Raw genomic sequence first — 18,091 nt, 5'->3', positions numbered from 1 at the left:
CCATTTTACCTTCCTTTACATCTTTTCGACTTTATGCTAGCGAAGTGCGCTTTCTATTGTCTTTACGTTCCGTAGCTCTTGCTTGAATGGTGTCATAATGGGATAACAGCGCCCGGTGAAATTTCCAGCATGGCTGTGCTTTAAAAAGTTGGCGAGCGTGCCGGAAGGTCCTAAATCTACGTAGATGCATTCATGCTGCTTTTCCAGATACTGAATTGCTTCCTGGAAAAGAATGGGCTTTCTGACAATATTCCAGAAAAAATCGTTGGAGACCTCTGTTAATTTCTCACCAGCTAAACAGGATACAAATGGAATAGCAGGCCTTTGATAGGATTTTGTTTGCACGAAATGCTTAAATGCTTTTTCCGCAGGCTCGACGAGAGAGGAATGGAAACCATAACAAACAGGCAATAATTGATAAATAATATTTTTTTCCTTAAGAAATTCGATAATTATAGCTAGTTTCTTCTTATCTACAGAAACCACAAAGTGTGAAGGATAATTAATAGAAGTCAATTCACTATATTCATGGATCGATGTTTCAGCATAATACAAAGCATAATTGTGAAGGATAGCGATCATGTTACCAGGAGCACAATAAGCTTCAAAAATTGCCACTTGCTTGACGATGAATTCAAGCATGTCTTCTATCGGCATGATGCCAGAGATAGCGGCGGCGGTAAATTCTCCCAGGCTTGAACCCAGGAGGTAGTCAGGTTTGATGCCCATCTCCAATAAAATACGGCAGAGCGCATATTCTACGATAAAAATCGCGGGATGAGTATAAAATAATGTATCAAATGTATCAGCAATACTCTTATGATCATTATATATTTCGTTTACGATTGATCTGCCAGTATACTGAAAAAGAAGCGTGTCCAATTCCAGCATATGCTGACGAAATCCAGCATGGTTTTTGAATAATTCTTTTCCCATGTGATAATATTGAGAACCCTGCCCTGAAAACATAAAAACAATCGGCCTGGCCATCTTTTTCACCATTTCTCTTTATTCATCTCACCAGCTCACACAAAAACATGCGGATGAACAAACCAGGACAACACACCTTAGATTTTTACCGCTTCCCTTTTGATTTTTTGAATTAATCCTGTCAGGATAGTACCTGGTCCGATTTCTTCAAACACCATTTCTCCTTCTTGCATCAGGAAACGTATACTTTCAGTCCACTTCACAGAACTGGTAATCTGCTCAGCTAATGTCCGTTTGAGCCGCCCCTGCTCATAAGGACGTGCATAGACGTTGGAGATCACTGGAAGAGACAGGGGATAAAGATTAAAGGCCTGTAGAAATCTTTCAAATTCTTGTTTCACTTCGCGCATATACCTGGAATGGAAAGCGCCACTGACGTCCAGGATCCTGAATGCTCGTACTGCGTTGATGGCTTCAAAAATAGGTCTGGCTTTCTCGATATCTTCTCGATATCCAGAGATGACTATTTGAGTAGGGGCATTATAGTTGGCGACATCGATCGCGTTCAGGTTATTTTCTGCTAAAACCTGTATGACCTGCATCTCATTCAACCCTATTACTGCAGCCATTCCACCACCAGTAACAAGGCTCATTAATTCGCCTCTTTTTACTACCAGTTTGAGCCCCGTCTCAAAATCAAATGCCCCAGCCGCGAATAATGCATTATATTCTCCTACGCTATGGCCGGCGACGAAGTCTGGTTTTTTGTCGGTCTGCTGGAGCTTTTTCAAATAACTGAATGCATTGATTACAAATAATGCGGGCTGAGTAAATTGTGTCTGACTCAAATAGGCATAGGGATTCTCTATACAGAGTCGTTTTATAGAATAGCCAAGCAAGTCGTCTGCTTGCGCCGTCAGATCCTTGAAATCATCAAAAAGGGTTCCTCCCATCCCTTTATGTTGGGAGCCTTGCCCTGGGAATACGTACGTGACCATCTATTTCATCTTCTTTAATAAACGCGAATCGACAATTGGAGCTAGCATGCGCATTCGCTACACAACGTTTGTATTAGCAAAATCACACATATAAAGGACAACAATATCATAATAACTTTATAAGTCATATCTGTCAAGTTTGCTACATACCAATGCCTCGATACTACCAACTACCTGAAAGCAAACACTGACGTAGCTATGCAGTTGAAAATGGGAAGAGCACACTAGAGCACCATTTCAAATCAATATTTTCTTCTAGAAATAAATATTGTTTCGTAATATCAGGAGTGCTATACTTTTGATATTGCTATGTTATTATCTGGTGGAGTTTTGTTGCTAAAAAAAGAATGCAATCCTCACTTGCTTTTGTAACCGCTTATCTGGCTCTTGCAGATGGAGAATATCTCGTCAGAGAGAGTAGAGGATTAAAAATCATTATTGATTCATTCTGCCTCATCGTGTGCGATCAAGTTCCATTGCAAAAGCAAGCTATGAATTGAAAGGAAGCTAAACATGGCTGAACATATCACCACAAGCGATCTGCTTGCTCAAGAAACCAAGCGCAATCCTTATGCATTCTATGCACGCCTGCGCGAACAAGCACCACTCACGTATGTTTCTAACCTGCAAGGTTTAGGTGGTGCCTGGATCACAACGGGCTATGATGATGCCGTCGCAATTTTGAGAGATACGCGTTTTACGCAAGATGCACAAAAGGTTCTATTGTCCGATGACGGACTGGCATCAAACGCGGAGAATGCCGCTGCCCGCAGGTTGATCGCATGGAGACGAGATATGCTCACGGTAGATCCACCCGACCATACGCGCTTGCGTGGCCTGTTCTCGAAAGTGTTCACGCCTCGTATGATCGAGCATTTACGCCCTCATATACAGCAGGTTACGGATGAGCTATTGGACGCCGTCCAGGAACGAGGAGAGATGGATCTGATTTCGGATTTTGCTTTTCCTCTGCCGATTACAGTCATCTCAGAGATGCTAGGGATTCCCCTGAGGATCGCCAGCAGGTACGCATCTGGACACAGGGCCTGATGACGGTTTCCGCGGACAATCCAAAAGGGGAAACAAGTTCTTCCGCGATGGAGGCATTCATCAACTATAACAAAACATTGATTGAAAAGAAGCGCGCGCATCCGGGGGATGATCTGGTTAGCGGCCTGGTTCAGAACAATGGTCAGGAAGAGACATTAAGCGATAAAGAGCTCATTTCAACGATCTTCTTGCTCATTATCGCCGGACATGAAACGACACTCAATCTGATCAGCAATGGCACGCTGGCGCTGCTAGAACATCCCGAACAGATGCATATGCTCCAACAGGATCCTTCTCTGATTCCCGCCGCCCTCGAAGAATTGCTACGCTATACATCTCCGGTAAGCCTTTGCTCTATCCGATGGGCAAAAGAGGATATTCCTATGCATGGTGAGGTGATCCGCAAGGGTGATATGGTACTCGTCTCATTGATTGCCGCCAATAGTGATCCAGCGAAATTCACGAATTCAGCCGAGCTGGATATTACCCGCCAGATAAACAGACACGTTGCCTTTGGCAAGGGGATTCATATCTGTATTGGCGCACCGCTAGCACGCATGGAGGGTCAGATCGCGTTTACGACATTGCTTCAACGTATGCCTCACCTGCGCCTGGCAGTCAAACCTGAGCAACTCACCTGGAACCACACGCCGATGCGCAGCCTTACCAGACTACCAGTAACTTTCTAGGAAAAAGCTTGCACATCCATTCTCGATACCAATGATAACGTTGGACTTACAGAGAACGAGCCATTCATCCCCTGGATAAATCACAGGGGATGAACCTCGGTCCTGTTCCATAATCACCATGATCTGAGTTCTCATATCTCAACAGATCTCTAGAGCACGTTTCAGTCACACAATTTTTATCTCTATCATGAAAAAGAGGATCACATCGCTCTCAGTTCCCTGGCTCAGGTTATTTCATGCCGATAATTACTATCAGCGAACTCAATACAATATACCTCTTGACTGCTCTGGATATCCCACCCGCGAATACATTCATCCTTATCTACTGAGATCAGTATCCGTCCGCCTGGCATAAATGCGAGGTATTCACTTTTGCGTCTTACTTCAGCATTGATCGTTTGTACAACCTGTCTGGTTGCGACATCCTACAGATAAATAATTATCCGCTTCGGCCTTGAGCCAGTGTAGCAGCGTACTACCACCACTTGACCAGCACCAGAGCTCCGCTCCATGGAGAAAATCAGTGACAGCAACCAGGGCACTGTGCATGAGCAGCAATGCACCAGGGGTGTCAAAAAAAGAACAGATGGCTTGTTTATCAAACAAAGTATTGCAATTGAAATACTACCTTGACAATCACAGTACTATGACGTATAATCAAAATACGAGGTGATGATATGAGTGAAAACAAACTTACCTCCGACCTGCTACGCGGACATACCGATACGATGATTTTACGGCTCTTATCGGAAGCTGACCGCTACGGCTATGAGATTGTCAAGCAGATTGCCGAGCGCTCGGGTGGTGACTATGAATTAAAGGAAGCCACCATGTACTCCAGCGTCCGGCGGCTTGAGGCGGACGGTGATATCGAATGGTATTGGGGCGATGAATCTCAGGGCGGAAGACGGAAATATTTCAGGATTACTGAAAAAGGAAAAGCGACGTACGAGCACAACAAAAGCAACTGGGAGTACGCGAAGCGCGTGCTGGAGAACTTATTGTAAAGGAAATATGTTGTTATGAATGAGAAATTGACCAACTATGTCAACGGCGTTTTTGCTCCATACGATGAGGTAAAAAGCGCGACCGAATTAAAGGCTGATCTGCTCTCCGATTTGCAGGAGCGCTTCCGGGAACTCAAAGCCGAGGGCAAAGATGATGAAACCGCCTTGACCATGACCATTGAGAGTATCGGCGACATTGAGCAAACCGTCCAGGAGGTCGCCAACCTCTCCCACGCGCTGGAGCGGCAGGTGTCCATCAACTTGAGTGCGAGCAATCTGGTACAGAGCGACTTTGCGGGCGTGACCGCGCATAAAAGCAATTTTAAAGGGAGCGCGTTGCGCGGCTCTGACTTTACGGGCGCAGACCTGAATGGGAGCTCGTTTCGGGGCAGTGACGTGCGTGAAGCCAATTTTGCTGGCGCCAATCTGACCGATTGCGACTTCTCCGCCCTTGACCTCAGGGATGCGAACTTCCGTAAAGCCATCCTTGTGCGCACCAACTTCAGCACGGCGGGGCTAGAAGGAACACAATTTATCGGCGTCAAGCTGACAGATGTCAACTTTACCAAGACCGACCTGCGAAAGACAACCTTTGAAAGCTGTACCTTTGTCGGTGTGGATTTCCACTACTCCGACCTGAGCGGACAGCGACTTGATGGGCAGATCTTTATCGGCGTCACGTTTGACCTACCAGCACTGAAGGATGTTTCGTTTCAGGGCGCGACCCTCAAAAATGTGTCTTTCCGCCCGGTGGGTATCTGGTCTATGAAGCGTGCCATACAATCCATTCACTTTGACGGCGCGATGATGGATAAGTTAACGTATGCTGCCCTCAAAGGCGTGGGAGCTGATGTATCGAAGGTTACTGTTCTATCATAAGGAAAATATTATGCAAAATGTTTCAATTAAGGTAGAAAATCTACAAAAATCATACAAGAAACTTGATGTCTTAAAAGGTGTGAATTTCACCGTGGAGCAGGGCAGCATTTTTGCCCTGCTCGGCTCCAACGGCGCGGGCAAGACGACACTGATCAAAATCCTTACCACGCTACTCAAACAGGACAGCGGAACGGCCATCGTCAACGGATTTGATGTTGCGTCAAAGCCAGACCACGTGCGGCAATCACTCAGCCTGACCGGGCAATTTGCCGCCGTGGATGAGATTTTGACCGGGCAAGAAAATCTGATCATGATCGCCAGGCTCCGACACCTCAAACATCCGCGCCAGGTTGCCGACGAGTTGCTGACACGCTTCGGTTTAACCGATGCCGCCAACCGCAGGGCGTCGACGTATTCAGGCGGTATGCGCCGCAGGCTTGACCTCGCCATGAGCCTGGTGGGAACACCACCGATCCTTTTCCTTGACGAGCCGACCACCGGGCTTGACCCCGAGGGACGCATCGAGGTGTGGAAAGTTGTGAAGGAGCTTGCTGATGGTGGCATCACCGTCTTCTTGACTACACAGTACCTGGACGAGGCTGAACAGCTTGCCGATCACATTGCCATTCTCCATGAGGGCAAAATTATCGCCAGCGGCACGCTCATGGAGCTCAAAAAGCTGTTTCCACCTGCTGAGGTGGAGTATGTTGAAAAACAACCAACATTGGAAGAGATCTTTCTTGCCATCATTGGCAAAAAGGAGGAAAAGTAAATGGAAACAATACAAACGAGACAGAGGAACGACTCGGGAGCCCGGATACAGAACTACTTTTTCAGCGATATGAGCGTGATGCTTGGTCGTTCCATGCGCCATATCTTCCGTAGCATGGACACCATCATCACGGTCACGCTCATGCCTATTGCGTTTATGTTGCTGTTCGTATATGTGTTCGGGGGCGCCATTCAAACCGGGACAGCGAATTATGTCAATTACTTATTACCTGGGATCTTATTGATGGCTATTGCGAGCGGCATATCCTATACAGCGTACCGTTTGTTTACCGATGTGCAAAAGGGGATCATTGAGCGCTTTCGCTCAATGCCGATTGCCCCTTCCACTATGCTGTGGGGACACGTCCTGACCTCGCTGGTATCCAATGCGATTTCGGTGGTTGTCATTATTCTCGTCGCATTGATTATGGGCTTTCGTTCGTCGGCAGGCATCCTGTCATGGCTGACCGTCATTGGCATCCTCGCATTGTTTACACTGGCTTTAACCTGGGTGGCGGTGATTCCCGGACTGACGGCAAAGACGATAGATGGCGCATCAGCTTTTTCTTATCCCATCATCTTCCTGCCCTTTATCAGCTCGGCGTTTGTGCCAACTAAATCGATGCCACTGGTCGTCCGAGTCTTTGCTGAAAACCAGCCCGTGACTGCGATCGTGAATACTATCCGTGCGTTGCTGTATGGACAGCCAGTGTCTCAGGAGATATGGGTGGCGCTTGCCTGGTGCGTTGGCATTCTGTTGGTGGCCTACTTCTTTGCGATGAGGGCCTATAAAAAGCGCGTGTGAACAGAAGACAGCATCCGAGGAAAGGCGTTCACACCATCTCTGCTCTTTATCGACACGTTACGCGCGTCCTTATGACAGGGAGTCGACAGGATGTACGGTAGTCCATGAAAAACGGAAATGCTTCTCAGAAGACCTGAGAGCAGACAAGCCAAACTTCGGCCATATATACCATCACAGAAGGGGATCATATCGATCCTCTTCTTGCCTTTCTCGCTCCTAGTGTGGTACTGTTTCCTTATACTCATCTATAAGAAGGGAATCACGCGCTTGGACAATGATATTTCCTACCGTTCCTGGCAAATTCTCTTACTCGGAGGTCCATCTGGCGTTGGGAAAACCAGCGTCAGTTATCGATTGGCCCATCATTTTGGAATTGGTATCACGGAAATTGATGATTTCCAGGTAATTCTCGAACGCATGACGACTTCTGCAGAACAACCTGTTCTACACTATTGGCAGACCCATCCCGAAGCTGGAAACCAGTCCGCTGAAGAAATCGTAAAACACACAATAGCTGTTGGACAGGTGATGGCCCCTGCGTTGGAAGCGGTTATAGTCAATCACATTGAGAGCCAGACGCCTATTATTTTAGAAGGGGATTACATCCTCCCCATGCTAACAACTGCTTTTTCAGAAAAATCGATCCAGAGCCAGATACGCACGCTCTTCCTCTATGAAGACAGTGAAGAACAATTCCGTCACAATTTCTTGCAGCGTGAACCCGAAAACGGACCGCAAGAAAAGCGTGCACAGGTAAGTTGGCTCTACGGACAATGGCTCAAACAAGAAGCTGAACGAGTAGGGGCTCTTACTATACCTGCACGACCATGGGATGATCTTTTTGATCGCATACTGACAGCCCTCAAATAATTCGGGAGAAGAGGGCAAGAAATTTCTATCCATACTATGACAATCTCCCATCAGAAAGATGTGGTAGGATACGAGGAGAAAGCGCTGCTATGCAGATCAGGTGAGAAAGCGATCTGAAACACCTCCAGGTCCTGGGATGTGAGTTCCGTAAGCTGGGCGGATGCGCTCTCCAGCAACATATCCATGCGTGATGATCACATACTTCCGACCGAAACAAGCGACCGAATCATTTCTCCTCTCGTTTTACGTGCCAGGGCTTTACCTTGAAAATCATTCCTCGTGCCCCCTATCGAGATCCGGTCTGTCATGAGATCTTTTTCAATGGAACGGTATCGGTCGAAACAGAGGCGACGACACAACACTACTACATAGAAACTTTCATGGAATGCTATCTCAGGGATCTGGAAAGACTTCGTGAAGGGCTTGAGGTCCATATACAGCGGCTTACACAGCAACGTCTGGTTAATTGGGAAGATCAGGCAAGTATCGAGAAGAACATAGACTCACTATGGACGGGTCCATCCCTTGAAGAAATGACCTGGGTTCCTCTTGAGTTAGAATTACGCATTACCTGTTCGGAAGGTGAGATCATGATCTCTCTCCTCCAAAGGGCACGTGCATCCCATATCTATGCACATCCTGTCGTTTGTCGCATAACTTTTCCATTTGACGCATAAAATTTCCACGGCATTTTAAAAGAAAAGCAGAGACACAGGTATATTCTGCTGCATATTTTTTCCTTTTGCTTGTGCTCTTGTCGTTGACGTGCAATGAGGCTGGTTTTTGCTAGCTTTTTTGACGAATATGAAATGATATTTGACAAAAACGAAATGATATGCGGCAGAAACTTGCGTTTTTCAATAATCCCAGGTACTCTCTTCTTTGAAACGCATCGTTGTCAGGATTTCAGGCCGCTCGACGCACTTGCCCAGAGAGATGAGGACAACCACGCTATTTTACACTTGAGGTAACTGCCGCAGGTAATGCGAATGCCACCTTGTTGTGCAATATTGTGTAAACAGAAGGGGAATTCTATGCAGAAGATTCGTAAACTCGTTATCCCAGCCGCAGGCTTTGGTACGAGATTCCTCCCACAGACCAAGGCGATGCCCAAAGAAATGCTGCCAATCGTGGATAAGCCTGTTATTCAGTATGTCGTAGAAGAAGCGATATCCGCAGGCATTGAAGATATTGGTATTGTTACTGGTGCGCTCAAGCGCGCCATTGAAGATCATTTTGATGTTCCGAACGCTGACCTCCTCAACAATCTCGAAGCTGGGGGCAAAACCGATCTTCTGGAAGCCATGCACGACTTGACTTCCCAGGCGAACTTTCTCTATATTCGTCAAAAGGGCATGTATGGGACTGGGACGGCTGTGTTATGTGCGGAGCCGATGATCGAAAACGAAACGTTCGCGGTGATGTGGGGAGACGAGTTTATTCGCAGCACGCCCCCAAGGCTTTCTCAAATGATCCGGGTATATGAACAATATGGGGGCGCGGTGATCTCTGCCGTGAGAATCCCGAACAAAGAAGATCTGAAACGCTATGGCATTGCCGATGTTGAACCGGTTGAGGGAAACGTGTACAAAATCAACCAGATTGTGGAAAAACCGCACCCGGACAAAGCACCCTCCAACCTGGCCACCATCGGTGCTTATATTCTTCCGCCAGAGATTTTTGCGATTTTACGACAGCAACAACCTGGCACCGGTGGAGAAATCTGGTTGTCAGAAGCTATCACTGAACTCATCCGTACAGGGTACCCCGTGTATGCATGTGAAATTGAGCAGGGGAAATATTATGATACCGGAAACAAATTAGAGTATCTGAAGGCGGTTGTTGAGCTTGCACTGCAACATCCAGACCTTCACAGGGAATTCAAAGCGTTCCTGAAAACACTTCCACTTGACTAGTCGGTGACATGAGAGGGGCTCATATGGTGGACCTGGCCACTTCTTGGAGGGTTTGGCTCGCCTCTCATTGGATGGCACAAGGGAGAGAAATGCATGCTTCGCGCGCACCTCTTTCCTTTGCAGTGCAGCGGAACGCCGGGCAAATTTGAGAGGAGCAGGCAGCCAGAGAGGGTAAGAAGGTAACTCATGAAATTAACAGATGAGGAATTTTCCGCTTGGTGCCAGCAGAATCAGATCGCCCCTGCAACTGAACTGGCGCTGCAACGCATTCGTTCCTCGCCCCCAGCGCGCCGTGTGCGAGGACGTGCCTCGAATGTCAGTGGGCGCTATCCGTCGGTGAAGATGGGCTGTACTATCCAATTCGAGAGCCAGCATGTCGAGTTGTGAGCGATCTATGCAATGGAGCGGGATGACAATGTGTTGGAATATTACGACCAGCCAACGCGCATCCAGCTTCACTACAAGTCACGCTCCGGACGCCAAACCTCCCCGTGCCATACTCCTGATTTCCTGGTGATCCGCAGATCAGGGGCCAGCTTCGAGGAGTGGAAGTCGGCTGACTCTTTAGAGCCGCTGACCGCACGGATGCCTGACCGCTATCAGCACGACCCGCGAGGGGGATGGCGTTGCCCCCAGGCGAAGTGGCGGCACAGGCGTTGGGATTGACCTACCGCGTACGTACTTCCAGCGAATATCATCCTCACTACATCCAGAATCTGAAATTTCTCCAGGATTTCTGGACCCATCCGTTTACGCTCTCAAAACAGGCTGAGAGTCAGGTGAGAGAGGCTGTGACGGTGTATCCAGGGGTCAGTGTCGCCGCGCTCATGGAAGCTCATCCGAGCCTTTCTGTCGATGTTGTCTGGGCTATGCTGACGACCCAGGCTCTTTTCACGGACTTCGCTGCAACCTCCTTGATGAATTGGGAGCGGGTCTTTTTGTACCTGTCAGCTCAAGCTCTGGAAGAGGCGCACCATTCACAAGAGAAAGCAACTTCTCCTCCACTTGTCGCCTCTCCATTACTCATTGATGGGCGGCTCTGGGAAGCCGAAATGCAGGAGAGCCAGGTGCTTCTCCGCCCAGAAGTGGGAGCCCCTTTTTCTCTTCCAGTGGAGCAGTTCCATCGCCTTGTGGCCCTCGGACTGGAATTACCCCGTTTTTGGAGGGTCAGAGAAGAGAAATCTGCTATACTTCAAATAGGAGGGTTCAATGGGTAAATCTCAACCACATTACACAAAAGAATTTAAGCAGCAGGCTGTACAACTCTTCAAAACGAGTGGAAAAACCAAAACACAAATATCTAGAGACTTAGGTATCTCTGACAGTGCTTTAAGTAAATGGTGCAAAGAATTTGGTGAACAAGGGAAAGAAGCATTTCCTGGCAAAGGGCATCAGACATCTATAGAAGAAGAAATGAAAAGGCTCAAGCGTGAAAATGATATATTACGACAAGAAAGGGATATCCTAAAAAAAGCCATGAGCATCTTCGTGCAACCCCAACCGTAAAATTCCGATTTATTCATGAGCATCGTCAGCTTTTCCCCATTCTTCGGATGTGCCAGGTTCTTGAGGTCTCCGAAAATGGCTACTATAATTGGCGCAAAAGAGGAAAAAGTAAAAGAAAACAGAATGACGAACAGCTTATGGAGCGGATTGAAGATGCCTATCATCAAAATAGGGGTCATTATGGAAGTCCTCGTATTCATGCAGAATTAAAAGATCAAGGCATTCATTGTGGAAAGAAACGTATTGCACGTTTGATGCGCGAACAGCAACTCAGTGCCAGAAAAAAGAAGCGAAAACCACGCACAACCAATAGCGATCATGATTTACCGGTGGCTCCCAATCTCTTAGAGCGAAATTTTGCTGCTGATGCACCAGATAAAAAATGGATGTCGGATTTTACCTATCTGGAGACACGAGAAGGGTGGCTCTATCTTGCAGGTGTAATCGATGCGTATTCACGCAAAATTGTGGGCTGGTCCATGAGTGAGAAGCATGATACTGAACTAGTTCATGCCGCTCTGCATATGGCGTTGCTTCAGCGTCAGCCAGGGGCGGAACTCATCCATCACTCAGACCGGGGCAGCGAATATGCCAGCAGCCGCTATCACATGCTGCTGCATGAGCATCATATCCAGAAGAGTATGAGTAAAAAAGGTGATTGTTGGGACAATGCGATGATTGAGAGCTTTTGGGCAACCTTAAAGAAAGAGTGTGCTCAAGGTGTAATCTTTCTAAGTAGAAATGAGGCAAAAAATGTGGTTTTTGAGTATATAGAAATATATTACAATCGAAAACGACGTCATTCGTCTTTAGGATATCTCAGTCCAGCTCATTACGAAAAACGCATAATCGAATCAGATAACGATTTTTCTTGACAGAGGTAGACCTTTTATCGTAAAATAGAAATACGTAGTACGTTACGTATTACGTATAGTGATGATGTTTTCATCATTTTCCCAGCATTTTTCCTCACCCGACATTTCTGTTCGGGTTCCCTCCAAAAACGGGGCAACTCCAGACACATTCAGCAGGTAGAACAGGCGACCCCTTCGCCTCTCACAGACGCCGCGCGAGACCGTCTGACTTCCGCTTCTCCGAAGGACGAGAAAGCCGCGTTCAAGCGCTGGAGTCAGATTCTCGCGTATTTTCGCGGCGATGAGCTTTCCGTGACTCCGCGCTCCGTCCAAAACTGGATAGCAGCCTACCGTCAGGCGGAAGCCGAGATGGGTTGTGGATATCTTGGTCTGCTCGACCGCGCATCCCAACGTGGCAACCGCTCCCCTCGGGTGCCTGATGCGTCGAAGGAACTGCTCAGGGAATACCTTTCCACACACTACACTGCGCCTGTTGCGAAACGGGCGGCATCGGTGTACCGCTTGTACTGCGCCGAAGCACAGGCGCAGGGCATTCCCTCCGTGGGCGAAACGCACCTTTTATCGGGAATTGGAAGCATTTGAGGATGCTCGCGTGACGGCCTCGCGCCGGGGAAAGCGCGCCGCCTATGCGCTCGATCCGGCACTCGCCTATCTGGATCAGACACCCCCCCGGCATGGCGAACGCCCCTTTGAGCGCACTCATATGGATCACACCGAACTGGATATTCTCTTGGTGTCCTCAGTGACCGGCAAGCCTCTGGCGAAGCCCTGGGCAACGTTTCTGACCGATGCATACAGCCGCCGCATTCTCGCCTGCTACGTGACCTACGATCCCCCGAGTTATCGTTCGGCCATGATGGCGTTTCGGCTCTGCGTCAAGCAGTATGGGCGGCTTCCCCAGGAACTCGTGGTGGATCGCGGCCCGGAATTTGGCAGCGTGTACTTTGAATCGCTACTCGCTCGATGCTTTATGACGAAACTGGAGCGGCCTCCACAGCAGCCAAGGTTCGGATCGGTGATTGAACGGCTCTTCGGAAAAACCAATACCGAACTCTTGAATCAGCTTCGGGGGAATACGCAGGCCAGCAAAGTCCCCCGCCAGATGACTGATGAGGTCGATCCGAAGCGCCTGGCAGTCTGGACCCTGGATGCCTTTGCACGTCGGCTCACGGAATACTGCCTGGAGGTCTATGACCAGATGGAGCACCGTGCGCTGTTTCAGAGTCCACGAGAAGCCTTTGCACAAGGGATGCTCCGTGCAGGGAGTCGCGCGCACACCATGATTCCCTACTCGGAAGCCTTTTTGATTCAGACGAGGCCATCCACGCGCACAGGTGTCGTGAAAATTCACCAGAGCAGGGGAATTACCGTGAACGGATTGCAATACTGGCATGAGTGTATGCGTTCACCCGCGGTCTTTGGTAAGTCAGTTCCAGTGCGTTACGAACCCTACAATATGGGGTTCGCCTACGCCTACATTGATGGGCAATGGATTGAGTGTATTGCTGAAACCTTCCTCCAGGTCCATGGACGCTCAGAGCACGAGTGGAATCTCATTGTAATAGAGCGCTAGTGGACGACCGTAGCGTTCAACCATTTGCTCAATGATCTGAAAATAGCCTTGTTGATCTTCTTGTTCACGAAAGATGGCTCCTACTACTTTGCCAGTCGCGTCATCAATGCCGCCGACTAAACTCAAGCGTGGGCCACGTTCCTGCAGCCACGCATGGGGACTGGCATCAATCTGGACTAATTGACCTTCCTGTCGATAGCGTGGACGACGGAGTCGATGCTTGGGTTGAGATGGGGGAGAACTCACCAGAATTGTCGCCTCCGCCAAGATGCGCCGCAGGCTACTGCGGGAAATGATCAGGTGCTCTCGTTCTTCGAAGAAATCACGCATATGATGCTGATTGCAGCCAGCATAGATCCCTTTGGCCTGGTGCGCAATGTGTTCACGCACTGGTTCTGGAATGCGTCGGGGACTCACGTTGCCGCGATTTCCATGGGCCATGGCTTCGACTCCTTTTTCTCGATAGCGGCTTTCCATCAATAGACTTGTCGTTCAGAAACCTGCATCAGTTCGGCCACTTGTTTGATGCTCAAGAGTCCTGCCATGTGCTCATTGAGCCGCTTGATTCGTTGTTGTTCTTGTGAGTTCAGTGTCACTGTCTTTTTTTCCATACTGACATTTTCGCTGAACTCATCCCTCCTGACAATATCACTGATCCGTAACATATGTCTAGACAGGACGAACTTCTTATGGTATGTTCTCTCCAGTCTAGTATGAAAAGGAAGGAATTCATGCAAGAAGAGGTGTTCGAACAGCTCTATACTTTTCGTCGATACGTGCCAGCCAATGATCTTCTCTCCCTCTCTGTTCTGCTGACTTCAATCGAAGATCATGATCACGATGGTGAAGATACTTCCGAAACGGTATTGCGTCAGCAACTCTCCTGGCCGAATCACAAGCCTGAGCAAGATTGCTGGGTCATTGAAGCTCCTAATTCCTCGCACGCTTTGATTGGCTATTGTAGCGTCTTTGCCCAAACGCCGCAACGCTGCACCCTCTATGTGGCTGTCCATCCAGACTTTCGGCGACGCGGACTGGGAAGAGCCTTACTCACAAAGGCGAAGGCGCGAGCACGAGAGGTGGGAGCCGAGCAGGTCATACTCTACGCCAATGCACGCAATATATCTGCCAATGCTTTTTTGCAGAAACAAGGGTTTGGGCTTGCGGGTTCTTCATGGGTGCTTCGTGCTCCCGCTTCCCTTGCGCTCCAAGAGCCAGAGTGGCTTGTGGGATACAGCATATGCAGCTATGCAGAGGTACAACAAATCAGCGTCTTGCTGGAGGTGATGACAAGGAGCTATGCTGATAGGTGGGGACATGCCGAAAACGAGCGAGCAACAGATGCAAATATTGTCCAGGAGTGGCTTGCTCATGCCGACTTTGACGGGATTTTTTTGGTTTTTGCCCCCGATGGAGAGATCGCGGGATTTTGTCGTGCTCGTCGAGCTCGCTTGCCACGAGAGCATGAAGACTCAGAGGAACTACTTACCGATGAGATAGAACAGCCGGGTGTCATACCGCACCATCGGCACCATGCCCTCTATCACTCTTTAGTCTTGACCGCCATGCACTGGTTACGTACAGAAGGGCAACATGACGTTCTGCTTCACTCTTGGGGTGACAACAAACAGACTATTGCTATTTATCAAGAGATAGGCTTCATTCTTCTGCAACACTTTTTCGCTTATCGATGTGATTTGCGTGTGTGCTGAATCTCTCATAAGCTCAGTTGTCACAAGGATTTTTGCCCTCTAAAAGCGCTGCGCCATGATTGCGTAACGTTCAGACTGATGCACTATAGTGCATGAAGCACACGTTGCCTGAGTAAAGGGATTATTCGGAATAGACCTAACATCCCATTTCTGGTGTCCTCTTACCATTTTTCACCTTCCTCTTTCAACTCTTGAGTAGACACGAGTTCTGAGCGCTGCCAGAGAAATCCTGACACCATTCTTTTGAATGGGCCCATGCCAACAGGAGTATTCCAGGTGTGAGTGAAGTCATTCACATAAGCGTGCCCGGAAGGTCGTATCCAGATGAAGGCCGCCCTTCCCTGATGCCTCTGACGGCGATATCGACGATGCGTGGAAAAGTGCCGTCGCGATAGAGGAAGGATAACACTTCCTCCATCGACAAAGCTTTTCCACGTTGCCCAAAGGCTTCGAGACCAAAATAAAGCTCTTTGGGAAGAGGATCAACTACCCGCTTTTGCGTTTCCTCAAGCGCCAGAGCAATGCATTGTTGAAAAAGCTCTGCGAAAGCGTTTTTAGTCACCATTTGCATGCGAAACTCCTTCCTCAACTTCTGGAGAGACCTGAAAGACTGTAAGAGGAGACAACACATCCACCACTGATCTTATCTTCCATTCCGCTACTTTTAGCATCGAAGCGATACTATGCCTGATTCACACAGTATCACTTCACGATCATCTCCACACTGATGCCATCGCTTGGACACCTAAAAACAAAATCGCTGACGATGAAGCAGGCGCACTGAAAGTGTCCAGGAACTAGCAGCAGAATGAACATTCACTATTGGTTGCTGGTGCGGCTATTATGGATAGCACAGTCAATAGGATAGAATGGTTCGCTGCGTTTGCGCAAGACAAAGATTCTGCGCTGGCCAAGGAGGCGGATACCTTTGCTGGTCGTATTATACTGTACATACAAATCCAACGCTTTACGATCGTGTTCGGGAAGATAAGGGCGATCACCCCAGCGCCAATCGCTGATTAAAGCCGTTCCATTATGGCTTTGTAGTAACATCTCCAGGTGATCACGGTCACGGTAATAGCTCTCATACATGTATTCTTTACTACTAATCGGTAGGAGCGCCAACTCTGCATATTGGGACAGGAGCACCTGCTGCTCTCCGTAGATATAGGGGCTATAACTTTTGCGCCCAAAGATCTCCTGGAGAGGATAGCTGTTAGCGCTGCTTACCAGTTCCTGAATAAAGATCCCATCCGCACGGAGTTTCCTGACCAGTTGCCGGTTCATGTTGGGGCCACGCTGGCTGAATGCCATGTCGATGCTGTCATCTGCGATCTGCTCAATGATATCGTCTGTCACCACATCGCCTGACAGAAGGGTTGCATTGGAGATAGCATTGTCGACGAGGGACTGCCGGGCAAGGGTCAGTAATTCCTGATTACGATCAATACCCCAGATATGCCTGACCCGACCTGCCAGAGAGCATAGCGTCTGACCAGCACCGCACCCGATATCGAGTATCTGGCTTCCTGCTTGTGCATAGCGTTCAAGCAGACGTTGCATCTCTTCCACGGGGCTATCACCATGATAATCATAAGCGATAGGACCAATATCAGTGTGCGTAAAACTCGCGAAGGGACCATATTGTTGGGCCAGCTGATGTATAGAATCGTTACTCATACTCTTTCTTCCTTTTTGCGAGAGAAAAACAACAGAAACCTCATTATATACATCAGATCCTATTTGGTAAAGTTACTTGCTCGTCTAAAGGATATACTTCAATGAAGACGAGCGCACTTTTCCTCATCTCAAAAATCCTGTTATGCTTTTGAAGAAGGGAAAAGAATAACAGTCAGGCAAAGATTTATGAACTTTCCTGAGCTGAGTAAATCGAGTAAGCTTGCTACAGAAAGTCGTCTCAATGATCATGAGGAAGGAACCGATGAAAACAATCACACTGAACCTCGAAGATGAGATGTTTGCCAGAGTTGTAGCAATTGCGAAACAGGCTGGAATTGCTGAGCAAGATACAACGGAGTGGGCTGCCGAGCAGATACGAAAAAACCTGTCGGAATTACTTCCTTCAGGTTCTTCAAAGTGGATGCCACGTGAACAAGAGGAACAATATTTATTTATTGACGATCTGACCCGCTCCGCCAGAGCAATAGAAAAGGTCTTTACGCCGCTGAAAATGAGTATCGATATGGGAAGTAGTAGATATCCGCATCTCTATTGCCGTCTCAAGCCTCGCTATTATGGTGATGCAGCCCCGGAGCAAAGAATGTCCCACGCGGCAGAACGCCTGCTTGATCCACTTGAATATGAAAAATATGTTACTAAGATAAGAGTTGCTCTGGCTCAATAGATGCTGCGTGTTTTTTATTCCTGGTTCAATGAAAACTGGGCAAAAAGATGTATTCCATTCCGCAAGCATCCTCATCTAAACGTGATAAAATGAGGAACCAGTACTGCTCAGTTATTTTCAAAATGCTCGAAGAATAGGTATCGTC

At 48.1% G+C, this 18,091-nt stretch carries 19 protein-coding genes and 1 pseudogene; 15 read left to right on the top strand and 5 right to left on the bottom strand.

Features of this window, described 5'->3' with window-relative positions; genetic code table 11:
• Positions 1 to 36 precede the first annotated feature (36 nt).
• The gene (locus KDW_RS20045) at positions 37 to 990 is read right to left on the bottom strand and encodes an acyltransferase domain-containing protein (protein ID WP_151757736.1); all 954 of its coding nucleotides are present in this window, start codon (positions 988 to 990) and stop codon (positions 37 to 39) included.
• 77 nt (positions 991 to 1,067) lie between these two features.
• Positions 1,068 to 1,928: an ACP S-malonyltransferase gene (gene fabD, locus KDW_RS20040; RefSeq protein ID WP_151757735.1), complete on the bottom strand. Its 861-nt coding sequence runs from the start codon at positions 1,926 to 1,928 to the stop codon at positions 1,068 to 1,070.
• A gap of 513 nt (positions 1,929 to 2,441) precedes the next feature.
• Here fabD and KDW_RS36050 point away from each other — a divergent pair.
• The 13 genes and pseudogenes from KDW_RS36050 to KDW_RS19970 all read left to right on the top strand — a co-directional run bounded on the left by KDW_RS36050 (position 2,442) and on the right by KDW_RS19970 (position 13,869).
• Positions 2,442 to 3,667: pseudogene (locus KDW_RS36050) on the top strand (cytochrome P450 family protein).
• A gap of 677 nt (positions 3,668 to 4,344) precedes the next feature.
• The gene (locus tag KDW_RS20025; RefSeq protein WP_151757733.1) at positions 4,345 to 4,674 is read left to right on the top strand and encodes a PadR family transcriptional regulator; all 330 of its coding nucleotides are present in this window, start codon (positions 4,345 to 4,347) and stop codon (positions 4,672 to 4,674) included.
• 15 nt (positions 4,675 to 4,689) lie between these two features.
• Positions 4,690 to 5,553 carry a pentapeptide repeat-containing protein gene (locus tag KDW_RS20020; RefSeq protein WP_151757732.1) on the top strand — a complete coding sequence of 288 codons (864 nt, stop codon included), beginning with the start codon at positions 4,690 to 4,692 and terminating at the stop codon, positions 5,551 to 5,553.
• Between the two features lie 10 nt (positions 5,554 to 5,563).
• The gene (locus KDW_RS20015) at positions 5,564 to 6,325 is read left to right on the top strand and encodes an ABC transporter ATP-binding protein (protein WP_151757731.1); all 762 of its coding nucleotides are present in this window, start codon (positions 5,564 to 5,566) and stop codon (positions 6,323 to 6,325) included.
• Positions 6,326 to 7,129 carry an ABC transporter permease gene (locus tag KDW_RS20010; protein ID WP_151757730.1) on the top strand — a complete coding sequence of 268 codons (804 nt, stop codon included), beginning with the start codon at positions 6,326 to 6,328 and terminating at the stop codon, positions 7,127 to 7,129.
• A 267-nt stretch (positions 7,130 to 7,396) separates the two neighbouring features.
• Positions 7,397 to 7,999, top strand: coding sequence for a hypothetical protein (locus KDW_RS20005; protein ID WP_151757729.1), 603 nt, complete (start codon positions 7,397 to 7,399; stop codon positions 7,997 to 7,999).
• 263 nt (positions 8,000 to 8,262) lie between these two features.
• Positions 8,263 to 8,676 (top strand): hypothetical protein, encoded by a 414-nt coding sequence (locus KDW_RS20000; RefSeq protein WP_151757728.1) that lies wholly within the window; start codon positions 8,263 to 8,265, stop codon positions 8,674 to 8,676.
• Between the two features lie 357 nt (positions 8,677 to 9,033).
• Positions 9,034 to 9,915 (top strand): UTP--glucose-1-phosphate uridylyltransferase, encoded by an 882-nt coding sequence (locus KDW_RS19995; protein ID WP_151757727.1) that lies wholly within the window; start codon positions 9,034 to 9,036, stop codon positions 9,913 to 9,915.
• 186 nt (positions 9,916 to 10,101) lie between these two features.
• Positions 10,102 to 10,302 (top strand): hypothetical protein, encoded by a 201-nt coding sequence (locus KDW_RS19990; protein ID WP_151757726.1) that lies wholly within the window; start codon positions 10,102 to 10,104, stop codon positions 10,300 to 10,302.
• Between the two features lie 12 nt (positions 10,303 to 10,314).
• Positions 10,315 to 10,581, top strand: a complete 267-nt coding sequence (locus tag KDW_RS36045; RefSeq protein WP_151757725.1) for a TnsA endonuclease N-terminal domain-containing protein — start codon at positions 10,315 to 10,317, stop codon at positions 10,579 to 10,581.
• Complete coding sequence (locus KDW_RS19980) at positions 10,542 to 11,132, top strand: hypothetical protein (RefSeq protein WP_151757724.1); 591 nt, start codon at positions 10,542 to 10,544, stop codon at positions 11,130 to 11,132. The genes KDW_RS36045 and KDW_RS19980 overlap by 40 nt, the downstream gene beginning before the upstream one ends.
• A protein-coding gene (locus KDW_RS19975) for an IS3 family transposase (protein WP_151757632.1) occupies positions 11,125 to 12,296 on the top strand; the annotation gives its coding sequence in 2 pieces (ribosomal slippage) (positions 11,125 to 11,392 and positions 11,392 to 12,296; 1,173 coding nt in all). The genes KDW_RS19980 and KDW_RS19975 overlap by 8 nt, the downstream gene beginning before the upstream one ends.
• A 418-nt stretch (positions 12,297 to 12,714) precedes the next feature.
• Positions 12,715 to 13,869: a TnsB C-terminal domain-containing protein gene (locus tag KDW_RS19970; protein ID WP_151757723.1), complete on the top strand. Its 1,155-nt coding sequence runs from the start codon at positions 12,715 to 12,717 to the stop codon at positions 13,867 to 13,869.
• Here the strand turns inward: KDW_RS19970 and KDW_RS19965 are convergent.
• On the bottom strand, positions 13,831 to 14,310 hold the full coding sequence (locus tag KDW_RS19965) for a hypothetical protein (RefSeq protein WP_151757722.1): 480 nt from the start codon (positions 14,308 to 14,310) through the stop codon (positions 13,831 to 13,833). The two genes, KDW_RS19970 and KDW_RS19965, sit on opposite strands and share 39 nt — an antisense overlap.
• Before the next feature lie 290 nt (positions 14,311 to 14,600).
• Here KDW_RS19965 and KDW_RS19960 point away from each other — a divergent pair, with 290 nt between their 5' ends.
• Positions 14,601 to 15,581 (top strand): GNAT family N-acetyltransferase, encoded by a 981-nt coding sequence (locus KDW_RS19960; RefSeq protein WP_162005428.1) that lies wholly within the window; start codon positions 14,601 to 14,603, stop codon positions 15,579 to 15,581.
• 292 nt (positions 15,582 to 15,873) lie between these two features.
• Here the strand turns inward: KDW_RS19960 and KDW_RS19955 are convergent, their stop codons facing one another.
• Together KDW_RS19955 and KDW_RS19950 are read right to left on the bottom strand one after the other, a co-directional pair.
• Positions 15,874 to 16,152: a hypothetical protein gene (locus tag KDW_RS19955; protein ID WP_151757720.1), complete on the bottom strand. Its 279-nt coding sequence runs from the start codon at positions 16,150 to 16,152 to the stop codon at positions 15,874 to 15,876.
• A gap of 248 nt (positions 16,153 to 16,400) precedes the next feature.
• Entirely contained in the window at positions 16,401 to 17,261 is an 861-nt protein-coding gene (locus tag KDW_RS19950; protein WP_151757719.1) for a class I SAM-dependent methyltransferase, read from the bottom strand.
• Positions 17,262 to 17,523: 262 nt separating this feature from the next.
• Between KDW_RS19950 and KDW_RS19945 the strand changes: the two genes are divergently transcribed.
• Positions 17,524 to 17,946 carry a hypothetical protein gene (locus KDW_RS19945; protein ID WP_151757718.1) on the top strand — a complete coding sequence of 141 codons (423 nt, stop codon included), beginning with the start codon at positions 17,524 to 17,526 and terminating at the stop codon, positions 17,944 to 17,946.
• Positions 17,947 to 18,091 lie beyond the last annotated feature (145 nt).

The sequence above is a fragment of the Dictyobacter vulcani genome, from assembly GCF_008974265.1.
Taxonomy (GTDB): Bacteria; Chloroflexota; Ktedonobacteria; order Ktedonobacterales; family Ktedonobacteraceae; genus Dictyobacter; species Dictyobacter vulcani.
The sequence above is the reverse complement of the archived record's forward strand: the minus strand, read 5'-3'. Positions and strand labels throughout refer to the sequence as shown.

What these genes read in the sequence shown, in the direction of transcription:
- KDW_RS20045 (WP_151757736.1), bottom strand. Translation starts at nt 990, where the DNA reads ATGGCCAGGCCGATTGTTTTTATGTTTTCAGGGCAGGGTTCTCAATAT.
- fabD (WP_151757735.1), bottom strand. Translation starts at nt 1,928, where the DNA reads ATGGTCACGTACGTATTCCCAGGGCAAGGCTCCCAACATAAAGGGATG.
- KDW_RS20025 (WP_151757733.1), top strand. Translation starts at nt 4,345, where the DNA reads ATGAGTGAAAACAAACTTACCTCCGACCTGCTACGCGGACATACCGAT.
- KDW_RS20020 (WP_151757732.1), top strand. Translation starts at nt 4,690, where the DNA reads ATGAATGAGAAATTGACCAACTATGTCAACGGCGTTTTTGCTCCATAC.
- KDW_RS20015 (WP_151757731.1), top strand. Translation starts at nt 5,564, where the DNA reads ATGCAAAATGTTTCAATTAAGGTAGAAAATCTACAAAAATCATACAAG.
- KDW_RS20010 (WP_151757730.1), top strand. Translation starts at nt 6,326, where the DNA reads ATGGAAACAATACAAACGAGACAGAGGAACGACTCGGGAGCCCGGATA.
- KDW_RS19995 (WP_151757727.1), top strand. Translation starts at nt 9,034, where the DNA reads ATGCAGAAGATTCGTAAACTCGTTATCCCAGCCGCAGGCTTTGGTACG.
- KDW_RS19990 (WP_151757726.1), top strand. Translation starts at nt 10,102, where the DNA reads ATGAAATTAACAGATGAGGAATTTTCCGCTTGGTGCCAGCAGAATCAG.
- KDW_RS36045 (WP_151757725.1), top strand. Translation starts at nt 10,315, where the DNA reads ATGGAGCGGGATGACAATGTGTTGGAATATTACGACCAGCCAACGCGC.
- KDW_RS19970 (WP_151757723.1), top strand. Translation starts at nt 12,715, where the DNA reads ATGCGTCGAAGGAACTGCTCAGGGAATACCTTTCCACACACTACACTG.
- KDW_RS19965 (WP_151757722.1), bottom strand. Translation starts at nt 14,310, where the DNA reads ATGGCCCATGGAAATCGCGGCAACGTGAGTCCCCGACGCATTCCAGAA.
- KDW_RS19960 (WP_162005428.1), top strand. Translation starts at nt 14,601, where the DNA reads ATGCAAGAAGAGGTGTTCGAACAGCTCTATACTTTTCGTCGATACGTG.
- KDW_RS19955 (WP_151757720.1), bottom strand. Translation starts at nt 16,152, where the DNA reads ATGCAAATGGTGACTAAAAACGCTTTCGCAGAGCTTTTTCAACAATGC.
- KDW_RS19950 (WP_151757719.1), bottom strand. Translation starts at nt 17,261, where the DNA reads ATGAGTAACGATTCTATACATCAGCTGGCCCAACAATATGGTCCCTTC.
- KDW_RS19945 (WP_151757718.1), top strand. Translation starts at nt 17,524, where the DNA reads ATGAAAACAATCACACTGAACCTCGAAGATGAGATGTTTGCCAGAGTT.